Raw genomic sequence first — 12,300 nt, forward strand, 5'->3', positions numbered from 1 at the left:
AAATAATTATAAATAAGAAGTTAATAAGGATCCATTATTTTTATATTAGTATGATATAGATAGCGCATAAATAAAGGGCGGCAAAGGATGATAAAAGCAGTTTGGAAGAAACCAAAAATAGAATACATTGGAGATATAGCAATTATAAAGCCTCCATTTAATTACAAAAATGAAGATGAACTTAAAAAATTAGCTAATGAAATTCTAGAAAAAAACAAATATATAAAAAGTGTTTGGTTAGCATCTTCACCAGTTGAAGGAGAATTCAAAACAAGAGAATATAAACATCTTGCCGGAGAATATAGATCAGAGACTATATATAAAGAACATGGTTGTTCTTTTAAAGTTGATATTAGAAAGGTTTTCATTACTCCTAGATTGAGTTATGAGCATCTACGAATTGCAAACTTGGTAAAAAATGGAGAAATTATAACAAATATGTTTGCTGGTGCTGGCTTATTTTCAATAATAATTGCAAAAAAATCAAAGCCAAAATTAGTTCATAGTATAGATATTAATCCTTATGCATATAAATATATGGTCAATAATATAGATATTAATAAGGTAAATGATATTGTTATTCCTTATTTGGGTGATTCAAAAGAAATAATCGAGGAAAAATTAATTAATTCTTCTGATAGAGTCTTAATGCCATTACCAGAAAAAGCTCTTGAGTATATCAAATATGCAATATCAGCTATAAACAAGAAAGGATTTATTCACATTTACTTGCATATTAATTCAAAAAAAGATGAGGATTATTTAAATCTTGCAGAAAACATATCAAAAGAAGAACTAAATAAATACAACATTACATATAAAATCATAAATTCAAAAGAGGTCAGACCAGTAGGACCTAGACTATATCAGGTGGTACTTGATGTCTATATCGAAAAAAATTGAAGACATTTTAAGGCAAGAAAGAATTATAGGATATTTAGATCCTAATGCTGAAAATTACATACTTGCATTAAATAATGAAAACTTTAGTACATCAAGCAGTTGTATAGGAAGGATAACAATTATTGAAGGAGATTGGCCTTGGGAAAGAGATAGGTCAAGAGTTGTGTATAAAACCCATAATCATTTATCAATATATGAGTTAGCTAATGTATTATCCAGGCCATTTGATAATTTATGGCTTAAGATAACTGGACCTATAATTCATTTGAGAACAGAAAAAATTAATTGCGCATTAAATATATTAAACATAGCAAGAACATCAGGCTTTAAACATAGTGGAATTATATCAAGCTCAGACAATATCTTTACAGTAGAATTAATGAGTGCCGTAGAAATAACTCAACCCTTAAAAATAAATAATACATTTATTTTCAACATAAATTCTCTATCAAATATTATAAATAAATCTAATAAAGCTTTAGATGAAGGACATAGAAGGCTTGAAAAGCTAACTAATTTAATTAAGAAAAATCTTACTTGTTAGACATGTCTTGCAGATTCTTTTTATAGACAAGGACTGGATGCTTACCCCCGCAATCTTTAGGGCATAAGTTTTTCTTCTTCATTACATCGCATCTATAAGGGCTTAAATCCTCAATACTTAGAAAAGCTTTTGCGATCCTTTTTGATAAATTTGGAGAGATTCCTAAACCGTTAGCCAATATATCACTTAATTCTTCTTCATCAATTCCAATGGAAATCAAAAATGCTATATATTGATAAAGTCTTTCTTCATCAATTTTACCTTTATCTAATAGTTCTCTAAAGCTTGTCATACATGGAGGAAAAGCCTTATATTCAATTTTACTTGTAGGTATTTTGTTTTCAGCTAACTTTAAATATCTAAAAATTTCATTTGAAAAATCTAAAACTAAATCATTTATTTCTAAATCTTTAGATATATTTTTTATTTTAACTATAATACCAACTTCTAATAGCCTTTTTAAAATTTTTATATCAAGATAAACCTTTCCATTTAACAAAAATGAATTTACTAATCGAAATGCATTTTCTTGAGCATTTACTGCTATTTTTAAGTAATCTTCCATTTTTACATAATATGGCAGCATTCTATAAGTTATTTTTCCATTTGTGTTAATAATCCAAGGTATCTTTATTAACTCTTTTTCAATTTTTAATCCCATAGCATTACTTAAAGCAATTAAATTTTCTTCATCTTCATAATCAATAAAATAGCTAGCCCTATTTGCTTCGGCCTTTGCGAATAAATCTAATGCAATAACAGAATTTGAAGCTTTAATAGCAGCTAATGAAACATAAAATGAATAAACCTCTTCATCTGTTGTATCTCCATTTTTTAATGGACTCACCTTTTTTGTTATTGCCTCTCCAAGCCTTTTTTTAGAAATTTTTACTATTTTTTCATTCTCAAGTAATGAGTTTATATCAATTCTATATCCGTAGTTCATTTTGCTATATTCTTCTAAAGATATAATAAACGGATATTTGCTATATGTGAGCATTTTTTCCCCAGTTATAAATAGTTGATATCCACAAGTATTAATAATAGATAAGGTTACAATGATTATGGTGAGAAAAGAGATGTCTTCCTATAAGGATTTATCTGAAAGAATAGCAGACTGGGCATCTAATATTACTTATAAAAACATTCCAGACAATGTAATAGAAGAAGCTAAAAAGAGGATTCTTGATACCTTTGGTGTTGCTATTGGAGCATTTAATGAAGAACCTGTTAGTATTGCTAGATGGGTAGCTGAATCGTCATCAAGTTCAAGACTTTCTGCAACTATTTGGGGTACAGATAGGACTGGGCCAGCAGACCATGTAGATTTTGCAAATGGATGTGCATCAAGGTACTTCGATTTTATGGATACATATCTTTCTAAAGAAGCCCTTCACCCAAGCGATAACATACCAGCTATTATAGCTGCTGCAGAAATAGCAAAAGCTGATGGTAAAAAAATCTTAGAAGGATTAGTTACTGCCTATGAGATTACTGCAAGATTAGCTGACGCATATAGTGTTAGGAGCAAAGGATGGGATCACGTTGTTTATATCGCAATAGCATCTGCTGTAGGAGCAGGAAAAGTTTTAGGATTAGATAAAGAGGGATTGCTGCAGGCAATTAATTTATCTACTGTAAATGCTGCAGCATTAAGGCAAACAAGAGCTGGAGAACTTAGCATGTGGAAAGGCTGTGCAGCTGCAAATGCATCTAGAAATGGTTTATTTGCTGCAATTCTCGCTTCCAGAGGCATGAAAGGTCCATCTCCAATATTTAGCGGGGAGTTTGGATTCTTTAGAGTTGCATTAAATGGAGATAAATTCGATATACCAAAAATGGGTGGAGAAGATAATGAACCTTTTAAGGTATTAGAAACGAGCATAAAGTATTGGCCTGTAGAATATCATGCTATGAGCGCTGTTGATGCTGCATTAAAAATTAGGGAGAAAGCCGGTTCATTAAAGCCAGAAGATATCAAAGAAGTTAATGTAAAGACTTTTCAGGTTTCTTATAACATTATAGTGAAAGATCCAGAAAAGTGGGATCCAAAAACAAGAGAAACAGCAGATCATAGCTTACCATATATAGTTGCTGCTGCACTTCTTGATGGTAAAGTTTGGTTAGATACATTCCATGAAGAAAGATATTTAGCAAACGATGTCAGGGATGTATTAAAGAAAATGAAAGTTGAAGTTGATCCGGAACATGACAAATTATATCCCACTGGAATTAAAAATACAATTACTGTAAAATTATCTGATGGCAGAACATTTGAAGAAAGCAGCACATATCCTCCAGGTCACTTTAAGAATCCTCTTAGCAGAGAAGGTGTGGTTGATAAATTCTTAAGAGTAACTAATGGGAAATTATATAAGAGAAATGCAAAACAGTTCATAGATATTGTATGGAATATAGAGAAATGCATGAACATAAGTAAAGCGTTAAGTCTTTTAAAAATAAAAGAGTAATGAATCATTTTAATAATTTATTTTAAATTTTATAAAATTTTATTTCTTTTTTGTTTCTTTCTTTTGCTGCCTACTTGGCACGGTCTCTAAGGGTTTTGGTTTTAAGAAATACGCACCTCCTAATACACCTATAACTAAGCCAAGTATAAAGAGACCTATTGAAACTTCCCCGCTCTTATGCAATCTGGTAGAATAACTCCCTGCCAATTGATTTGTTTCATTATATCTTACCTGCCAATAACTTACTAAACCTTGCAATTCCCCTACCTTAGTCTCTAAAGAGTTCACACTTTGATTTAAAGATGTTATATTATTCAAATAACTCTTTATCATAGTTTGATAATTTACCAAATTAGTTATGTTACCATTTATATTATACACTTGCGAGGCCATATCAGTAGAATCTGTTAAGCTGATTAATTCTGGGTTAAATTGGGCATCATATAAATTAAAACTTATTTCATAACTATTCCCTCTTGATAACGTAATATTTTTAATATCTATAATTGTGTATGCAATATTAGACTCTAAGGTTCCATTAATGAAGCCTTTTAAGAATTGCAAATTAGCTTGAACAGGACTAATGAAATTTAAACCTATAATCGAATTATAAGCTTTACTTGAATAGGAAAACATTGCAATCTTCATAATATTTCCCGAATAACTTCCAGAGGAATTTGTTACATAATAATTTGGTATGCCATTTTCTAAACTAGATACAACAAATGACCATGAATTATTATCGTAATTACCTCCAATAGCTATGTAAAGATCTTTTATATATGATTCGTTTGCAGTAGTATTTACTATTATCTCATAATTAATATAAGGATAATAGTTGCTTGCTGTAATAAACTCATAAACAGAAACATTATTGATATTATTTACTGGAGTCATCACCACCTTTACATAATTTGAATTTTTATTTATTAATGAAGCCTTCCAAGCTTTATTATATAAGTTTCCTGGTATTGATTCATTTAGAGAAACTACCATAGAGGGGATCTCTACGCTATTGAATTGATTGACCTGTGGGACTAAGGTTTTCCAGCTGGTTATAGTTGCACCATTACTTAAATTAAAATAAATCTGATAATATTGATTATTTATTGTCACGCTTGTATTGGAAATGCTATAAGACAAGCTTTGAGCCATACCAGTTATAGATATGAATGGAATTAATAACATAATCAATGCCACAAATAATTTTTTCTTAATCATACCATTTAGCCCTCCTCCTAAGAAATTTTATAATTACTAATTTAAGCTTAATGGAGTAGAAAGGGGAAAAACTTGTGCAAAAAGACCTTTAAAGCTAAGGTGTTTAGCGGAAAAAACGAAGGAGAATTCTTCGTTAGTCTATACTCAAAGAACATAAAAAACAAATTGGGATTCATTCCCTATCCAGGAACTCTAAATGCAAAACTAATATCTGATGTAGAAGAATTTAATCAATGTTTATTAAAATCAAAGATGATTATAATAGATCCTCCAAATATTCCAAATACAAAATTTGGGAGAGTTTATGCATATCCAATTTTGATTTTTAATTCGTTGAATTCATATATTTTAAGGCCTGAAATAACAATATATAACAAAGAAGTTATAGAAATAATATCAGATAAAAAGCTGAGAGATTTGTTAAATATTAATGATGGATCTATAATAGAAATAAATATTTTAATAGAATAAAATATTTTAAGTAGTATTATAATAATTTTCATGGTGATAAATTTGGATTTTGATCTTTCCCAAGATGAAAAACTTTTCAAAGAATCTATACATGAGTTCTTATCTAAAGAACTCAGTCCAATATGGATAAAAATGGATAGCGAAAGGAAGATACCTACAGAAGTTATCCATAAAATGGGTGAACAGGGATTATTTGCAATAGCTGTACCAGAAGAATATGGGGGTCAAGGAGGAAACTTTCTCTTAGCTGCGCTAGCTGTTGAAGAAGTAGCATATAATGATCCTGCTGTTGCAACAGCTGTATTTACTTTATTAAATAATAGCTGGCCATATATATTGTATCTTTATGGTAAGGAAGAAGCAAAGCAAGAAATACTTCCCATAGTGGGAAAAGGAAGAGGGTTCTTCGGCATAGCCTCTACAGAAACTATAGGAGGAAGCGATGTTGCAGGAGAGAGAACAACTGCTAAAAAAGAAGGGAATTTGTATAAAATCAATGGAGAAAAAATATACATAAGCGGTGTAAGAGAAGCATTAGAACAATTAGATTTGGGTAGTTGGTTTCTAATTGCAAGAACTGGAAGACAAGAAGATAAGCATAGAGGATTATCTACGTTTGCCTTCATAGGTAATAAAAACGGGAAAATAACTGAAGGTCTTGAATATTCTATTTTAAACACTATTGGTAGGCATGCAATATCTACAGGATTATTACATTTTAAAGATGCAACAATTGATTCAAATCATTTGATTGGAGAGGAAAATAAAGGTTTTTATTTGGCAATGCAAGGATTTTCAATAGCTAGAGTTTTAGTAAGTGCAGCAAATATAGGTGCAGCTCAATGGGCTTTAGAGCAGGCTGTTAAGTATTCTAGAGAAAGAAGGATGTTTGATGATAAACCAATAGCATCTTTCCAGGGTGTTAGTTTTCCAATTGCAGAGGTTGCAGCAAAAATAGAAGCAACTAGACTATTAATTTATAAATCAGCCCAACTTGCAGATAAAATATTCATTAAAAAGGAATCAGGATATAAACCGCAAGATCTTAATTATTGGGCATCAGCATCAAAAATTATGGCCATAGAAACGGCTTTCCAGGCAATAGAAACAACAATGAAAACCTATGGGGGATATTCTTATACAGAAGAGGCTAACGTATTTAGGAACCTGTTAGGAGTATTATCATATTTAGTTGGCGCGGAAGGCTCACAAAATATCATGAGATATATAGTTGCTAGAGAATTGATCGGAAGAGAATACGTCAAAGGAGAATAATCAATTTTATTTTATATATTTTTTTTTTATAAATTAAAATTTAATATAAAATTTATTTGCTTATATTAACGATAAAGATCATTGATATCATCAAAACATATTAATTATAATATTGTTATTTAAAAAATCATTTAGAATCCTTACAATATTTTGATAATTCATCTATTAGTTCAGAACAACGCTCTACCTTTTCTTTAGCATAAATTGAGCCATGATTAGACGCATCTATTAAAGAATCTATTGTTCTACATAAAAGATCTTTCATAGATAACTTAAACAGATCAATATCTTTTTCTTTTATCTTAACCTGCCTTGTTTGCATAAAAGGTAAGAAATCATCAAGAGAAAAAGATCTTACAAAAATCCCATCTGTATTTATTATAAGCTTTTTATTGCTTCCTAAATCAATTTGAACCTCATATTCTCCTGCTGGTGGGGCTAGACATAATACTAGGTCTATTTTTGATTTATCATCACAGCTACATTTCATCATATGAATACCCAACTCATTATATAGACATAGAACTTAAAAATAGAAGTACTTATAAAACCCAATTTGCTTAGAAATTAAAACGGTAAGAAGAAATAAAAGGTGAAGAATGTGTCTGAAAGCCAATTAGTTAATAGACTAGAAACGCTATCAAAATCCATGTCTAGAAAGAAAGGTTTAAGCTCAATAGCATCTGTATCTGTTATAAACATACTTAATATAATAAATAGAATTGAGGAGATAAATAAATATGTAGAATGCTTAAGCTCAAATAAGAATTTATGCAACAAAACAGACAAAGGGGTTCTTTGCTCAAGCGATTGTTCAAATACCTATAGATTAGTTAATGGCAATGAGACAAAAATTTGGAAAACAGGTAGTAATGCGTTTGGATTTACATTATCTTCGGATTATATAGAATTAGGAATTAAAGATACAAAAATAGAAATTACACAAGATAAAGTCAACATAAAAATATATAACAATTTGATATCCTTCCCCCTTGATGAAAGTGGTCTTTTAGATAATAATCCTGTTATAATGAATGCAACAAACAAAATTGATGAAGTAATAAGGCATGCATATAATGGAATTTCTAGTTGTGCTAGAAACCTAGGTTTAAGATGCTAAAATAAATTTTCCTAATAATAAATATTATGTTTAAAATTCTATTGACTTAATTATTTTTTAACTCTTCCTAATTTTTCATGGGCAGATGCTAATTCTCCTGCAGCTTGAGCAGCTAATAAATTAAGCTCCCCAGCTAATGCTGTTGATGCAATAATTTCTGCTAATTTTAATGAATTAGTTCCTGGAGGATTACCCCCACCTGATATACCTAACAATTGTAAAGATTCCTTTTGAGTTGGAAGCCATGTACCTCCTCCAACAGTACCGACTTCTAAACTAGTCAATGTAACTGATATGTAAAGATCCTCTCCTCTAGTTTCTGTCCATACATAACCTAGACTACTTTCGACAACCTGTGCTAAATCTTGCCCTGTTGCCAAAAATATCGCGGCTATTATATTTGCAAATTGAGCATTATAACTTAAACTACCTGAAACTGCGTTTCCTAACAAATTTTTTGATTTATTAATATAATCTATTTCATAAGAGCTTAATTTCATAACATCTTTAAGTATTTCCTTCTTTATAATAGCTTCTGCTATAACATATTTTCCCCTTCCTAGTATTTTATCAAGGTAGCTTGGTTTTTTATCAACACATAAATTACCGCTTACGCTAATACATTTATGAGTTCCTTCATATGTATCATCTATATATTTGCATATCCTATCGCTAGCTATGGTAGCAATATTCATTCCCATGGCATCAGCTGTATTAAAGACAAACCGTGGCCAAATCATATTACCAACAATAAAAATCTGCATATCCTTGAGCTCTCCATGGCTAGTAACTTGCTTAGTTAACTCTTTAAATTTGTCTATATTATTTCTAAGCCATATAGATAATCTATGGGCTTCTTCAACACTTGGAGTCCAAATCAAAGGAGCCCTGGCCATTCCATCATATAATATCTTTGTTTTGACCCCACCACTTAATGTTAATGTTTTCACACCCCTATTTACTCCTGCAACTAAGGCTCCTTCAGTTGTAGCCATTGGTACAAAAAATTCACCTTTTGCATAATCTCCATTTATTTTAAGAGGTCCAACAACCCCAACAGGTATTTGAATTGCTCCTATGGGATTTTCTATATTATGGCCAACCAAGTCCTCAAAATCTAATAAAGTAGAGGCGATTGCAGTAAGCTTTATGTTATATTTTTTCTCTAAATAATGTCTTCTAACTAATGTTGCCAAATTTGAGCTTTTTAAAAATTGATCTAGCCTACTTATGCTTAATTCTCCTTTCTCTAACTTATCCAATATTTCATCTATGTTACTACTCATTTATTTATGCACCAATGATGGTCTGAATTTTAACACATAATAAATAAGACCTGCATCCCTATCTTCTTGAGTTTTCCTTAAAGTTGCCTCAACCTCCATATCTTTTTTCAAGATGCTTGGATCAATTATATCTGTTAATTCAGCAGTGATTTTAGCAATACCCAAATCTATTAACCCAAAATATATTGGTGATTGAGGTCTTGCACCATCTGGTATTGCATATATTGTTGTATATGATATTAGTTTACCTTTTCTAGGTAATTCTATGTATTCCAATTCTCTGCTTCCACAATAAGGACAAGCATTTTTTGGCGGGTAATGAACTTTACCGCAAGATTTGCATTTTGCACCATTTAATTTATATAAGATCTCCTTCTTTCTCCAAAACCTAGATATGGATAAATCCATTGACATTATTTTACACCCCCTCAACCAAAGCTACATAAGCACTTGATCCTAAACCATTAAGAGATACTACCAAACCTTTCTTTGCATTGCTTATCTTTATACCAGGGAATTTTCCAGAAACCTGTAATGATGATTCTGCTATTTGATATATACCAGTAGCACCTAAAGGATGACCTCTAGCTTTTAATCCACCGCTTGGATTTGCCACAGGACCTTTTCCTCCTGGAGAGAAATAACCAGTTGATACCAACTCTGCTGCCTTTCCGCGATTAGCAAATCCTAGGGTTTCCAATATTATCATAGCAGTTATTGTAAAAGAGTCGTGAATCTCTATAAAATCTATATTTGATAAATCTGCAATATTAGATATCCTTCTATATGCATCTGATAAAGAATCAAACTGCAATGGATCATCACTCATTTCTATAGAACCATAACCAGTTGATGATTCAATCGCAGAGATTTTAGCAATAGGAGATCTAGCTACGTCTCTATTAGATAAAACTACTGCTGCTGCACCATCACCCAATGGATATGAATCGAGAAGTGTAATTGGATCTGCCAAAATTTGGGATTTTGCTACTTTATCAGGTTTAATTGCAAAATTTAACATTGCATATGGATTTTCTTTAGCATTAGAATGCATTAATGCCGGCCAATAAGACATTGTATCCCTATTTATATTATATGTATCCATATATAGCCTCATTAATAAAGCAGCTTCTCCTGCAAATCCAATATTGTAAAAAGACTTTGTATCTCCATCATATAACATTTGCAATTGCTTATAAACTTTTGAACTTACAAATTCGTTTAATTTTTCAGCACCAACAACTAATACCTTATCTGCTTGATGAGACTCCAACAACGATTTAGCAACAGAAATTGCTGCTAATCCGCTTGCTTCTCCTGCCTCAATATTTAATGCTCTTACCCCTTTTAATCCTAGAGATGTTGCTAAATAACTTGCTGAATCTAATTGAGAATCTTGCAAAGATGCTAGACTACTAGAAAATATGAGATAATCTATTCCATCAGCACCTCCTGATTGGTCTATTGCATTAAAAGCCGCCTTTGCTGCTAAATCCTTTAAGCTATAATCATAATGCCTATCTATTTTGGTCATTCCAACGCCTTCAACATAAACTACCATCATACTTCACCTCATTTAATCACATGAATAATAGATCTACTCTTTGCATAAGTTGCATAATTTATCAAAACTTTTCTATTTAGATAATCATCAACCATTGGGGCCAGATATTTTCTATTTTCCACCTCATCGGTAACTGTTATTAAATAAGCATCGCTTCCTGCACCACTTCCAAAAGGAGCTAATAATATTTTTTGTCCTGCCTTTGCTTTATCTAAAACTCTGGCTAAGCCCATTAATGCACTTGCATTATATGTATTTCCAATCATAGGTGTTACTAATCCATCTTTCATCTGATCCATATTAAATCCTAAATCTTGACCTACTTTTACTGGAAACTTTCCATTGGGTTGATGGAATATTGCATAATCAAAATCACTTGGCCTTAGCCCTGTTTTCTCTAATAACGCCTTTACTGCATTTTCAATATGATAGAAATATGCAGGCTCTCCTGTAAATCCTTCACCATGAAGAGGGTATGGTTGCGAAGCCCTTCTCCAAAAATCAGGAGTATCGGTAACAAATGTTACTGAGTCCTCTATTATTGCTGATGCATTATTGGTTCTTCCTATTACAAATGCAGCTGCCCCACTAGCAGCTGTGAATTCTAGCACATCCCCTGGATTTGCTTGAGCTGTATCGCTCCCTATTGCTAAACCAAAATCTATAAGCCCAGAGGCTGTCATACCAATTAAAGATCTCATACCTTCACTTGCTGCTCTACATGCAAACTCAAGATCACTTGCCATAGTATATGGAGTAATTCCTAGTGCCTCTCCAATAATTGTTGCACTTGGCTTTACAGCGTATGGCTTTGATTCTGTACCAAAAAAGATTGCACTAATTTTTTTAGGTTCTATTTTAGCTCTTTGAATTGCATTATATGCTGCCTCATATCCCATTGTTAAAGAATCTTCGTCAGAACTTGCAATGGCTTTTTCCTCAACAGCTAATCCTTTATATTGGTCTGGATGCCAACCCCATACTTTGGCTATATCTGATAATGGCAATCTATATAAGGGTATGTAAACACCCCAACCGTGTATGCCTGCTTTCGGAGTTGCCAAATATTAACACCTTATTTATTTTAAAGTTATCTTACCCCTATAAAAACTTTCGCCAAATGACTAACTAAATATAGACAAAAGACGATTCAAATAAAACCATAATTAATGTCTCTAATCTAATAAAATTTTCAAATTTAATATTATAAAATTACCCTTTATATGTTTTAATACTATTATAATACTCAAAATATAATAAAAGCATAAAGTTATTAAGTGGATAAACATTCTAGAGATTAAATGCTGGATGGGCCCGTAGCTCAGCCAGGTAGAGCGGCGGGCTCTTAACCCGTAGACAAAGGGCAGTAGCCTAGCCTGCCGTTGACGGAAGTCCCGGGTTCAAATCCCGGCGGGCCCGCCACACCCATAATGGGCTCCAATTTT

13 protein-coding genes and 1 tRNA gene are annotated in these 12,300 nt (G+C 31.8%); 7 read left to right on the plus strand and 7 right to left on the minus strand.

The features are described 5' to 3' along the window. The first annotated feature begins 87 nt into the window (after positions 1-87). On the plus strand, positions 88-903 hold the full coding sequence (locus CALAG_RS02385) for a class I SAM-dependent methyltransferase (RefSeq protein ID WP_015232151.1): 816 nt from the start codon (positions 88-90) through the stop codon (positions 901-903). Then, the gene (locus tag CALAG_RS02390; RefSeq protein ID WP_015232152.1) at positions 881-1,447 is read left to right on the plus strand and encodes a tRNA-wybutosine modification methyltransferase TYW3; all 567 of its coding nucleotides are present in this window, start codon (positions 881-883) and stop codon (positions 1,445-1,447) included. The genes CALAG_RS02385 and CALAG_RS02390 overlap by 23 nt, the downstream gene beginning before the upstream one ends. Here the strand turns inward: CALAG_RS02390 and CALAG_RS02395 are convergent. Further along, on the minus strand, positions 1,437-2,447 hold the full coding sequence (locus tag CALAG_RS02395) for a DNA primase large subunit (protein ID WP_015232153.1): 1,011 nt from the start codon (positions 2,445-2,447) through the stop codon (positions 1,437-1,439). The two genes, CALAG_RS02390 and CALAG_RS02395, sit on opposite strands and share 11 nt — an antisense overlap. A 79-nt stretch (positions 2,448-2,526) precedes the next feature. Between CALAG_RS02395 and CALAG_RS02400 the strand changes: the two genes are divergently transcribed. Beyond that, a complete protein-coding gene (locus CALAG_RS02400; protein WP_157463156.1) occupies positions 2,527-3,918 on the plus strand; it encodes an MmgE/PrpD family protein in 1,392 nt (463 codons plus the stop codon). A 39-nt stretch (positions 3,919-3,957) separates the two neighbouring features. Here CALAG_RS02400 and CALAG_RS02405 read toward each other — a convergent pair whose 3' ends face one another. Continuing rightward, the gene (locus CALAG_RS02405) at positions 3,958-5,139 is read right to left on the minus strand and encodes a hypothetical protein (protein ID WP_015232155.1); all 1,182 of its coding nucleotides are present in this window, start codon (positions 5,137-5,139) and stop codon (positions 3,958-3,960) included. 72 nt (positions 5,140-5,211) lie between these two features. Between CALAG_RS02405 and CALAG_RS02410 the strand changes: the two genes are divergently transcribed. Both CALAG_RS02410 and CALAG_RS02415 read left to right on the plus strand, forming a co-directional pair. Then, positions 5,212-5,610, plus strand: coding sequence for a DUF120 domain-containing protein (locus tag CALAG_RS02410; protein ID WP_015232156.1), 399 nt, complete (start codon positions 5,212-5,214; stop codon positions 5,608-5,610). A 33-nt stretch (positions 5,611-5,643) separates the two neighbouring features. After that, positions 5,644-6,885 (plus strand): acyl-CoA dehydrogenase family protein, encoded by a 1,242-nt coding sequence (locus tag CALAG_RS02415; protein ID WP_015232157.1) that lies wholly within the window; start codon positions 5,644-5,646, stop codon positions 6,883-6,885. Positions 6,886-7,012: 127 nt separating this feature from the next. Here the strand turns inward: CALAG_RS02415 and CALAG_RS02420 are convergent, their stop codons facing one another. Continuing rightward, complete coding sequence (locus CALAG_RS02420) at positions 7,013-7,375, minus strand: hypothetical protein (RefSeq protein WP_157463158.1); 363 nt, start codon at positions 7,373-7,375, stop codon at positions 7,013-7,015. Positions 7,376-7,486: 111 nt separating this feature from the next. Between CALAG_RS02420 and CALAG_RS02425 the strand changes: the two genes are divergently transcribed. Then, positions 7,487-8,005, plus strand: a complete 519-nt coding sequence (locus CALAG_RS02425; RefSeq protein WP_015232159.1) for a hypothetical protein — start codon at positions 7,487-7,489, stop codon at positions 8,003-8,005. Between the two features lie 50 nt (positions 8,006-8,055). Here CALAG_RS02425 and hmgA read toward each other — a convergent pair whose 3' ends face one another. From hmgA to CALAG_RS02445, 4 genes are read right to left on the minus strand one after another with little or no spacing between them, the layout of a single operon-like run. After that, on the minus strand, positions 8,056-9,291 hold the full coding sequence (gene hmgA / locus CALAG_RS02430; RefSeq protein WP_015232160.1) for a hydroxymethylglutaryl-CoA reductase (NADPH): 1,236 nt from the start codon (positions 9,289-9,291) through the stop codon (positions 8,056-8,058). Beyond that, a complete protein-coding gene (locus CALAG_RS02435; RefSeq protein ID WP_015232161.1) occupies positions 9,292-9,705 on the minus strand; it encodes a Zn-ribbon domain-containing OB-fold protein in 414 nt (137 codons plus the stop codon). Between the two features lie 4 nt (positions 9,706-9,709). Then, positions 9,710-10,852 carry a thiolase family protein gene (locus CALAG_RS02440; protein WP_015232162.1) on the minus strand — a complete coding sequence of 381 codons (1,143 nt, stop codon included), beginning with the start codon at positions 10,850-10,852 and terminating at the stop codon, positions 9,710-9,712. A gap of 11 nt (positions 10,853-10,863) precedes the next feature. Continuing rightward, positions 10,864-11,919 carry a hydroxymethylglutaryl-CoA synthase gene (locus CALAG_RS02445; RefSeq protein ID WP_015232163.1) on the minus strand — a complete coding sequence of 352 codons (1,056 nt, stop codon included), beginning with the start codon at positions 11,917-11,919 and terminating at the stop codon, positions 10,864-10,866. 246 nt (positions 11,920-12,165) lie between these two features. Between CALAG_RS02445 and CALAG_RS02450 the strand changes: the two genes are divergently transcribed. Then, positions 12,166-12,277 (plus strand) — tRNA-Lys (locus CALAG_RS02450). Positions 12,278-12,300 lie beyond the last annotated feature (23 nt).

This window comes from Caldisphaera lagunensis DSM 15908 (assembly GCF_000317795.1).
In the GTDB taxonomy this organism is placed as follows: domain Archaea; phylum Thermoproteota; class Thermoprotei_A; order Sulfolobales; family Acidilobaceae; genus Caldisphaera; species Caldisphaera lagunensis.

Coding starts and splice junctions, on each gene's coding strand:
- CALAG_RS02385 (WP_015232151.1), top strand. CDS start 88: ATGATAAAAGCAGTTTGGAAGAAACCAAAAATAGAATACATTGGAGAT.
- CALAG_RS02390 (WP_015232152.1), top strand. CDS start 881: ATGTCTATATCGAAAAAAATTGAAGACATTTTAAGGCAAGAAAGAATT.
- CALAG_RS02395 (WP_015232153.1), bottom strand. CDS start 2,447: ATGCTCACATATAGCAAATATCCGTTTATTATATCTTTAGAAGAATAT.
- CALAG_RS02400 (WP_157463156.1), top strand. CDS start 2,527: ATGTCTTCCTATAAGGATTTATCTGAAAGAATAGCAGACTGGGCATCT.
- CALAG_RS02405 (WP_015232155.1), bottom strand. CDS start 5,139: ATGATTAAGAAAAAATTATTTGTGGCATTGATTATGTTATTAATTCCA.
- CALAG_RS02420 (WP_157463158.1), bottom strand. CDS start 7,375: ATGAAATGTAGCTGTGATGATAAATCAAAAATAGACCTAGTATTATGT.
- hmgA (WP_015232160.1), bottom strand. CDS start 9,291: ATGAGTAGTAACATAGATGAAATATTGGATAAGTTAGAGAAAGGAGAA.
- CALAG_RS02435 (WP_015232161.1), bottom strand. CDS start 9,705: ATGTCAATGGATTTATCCATATCTAGGTTTTGGAGAAAGAAGGAGATC.
- CALAG_RS02440 (WP_015232162.1), bottom strand. CDS start 10,852: ATGGTAGTTTATGTTGAAGGCGTTGGAATGACCAAAATAGATAGGCAT.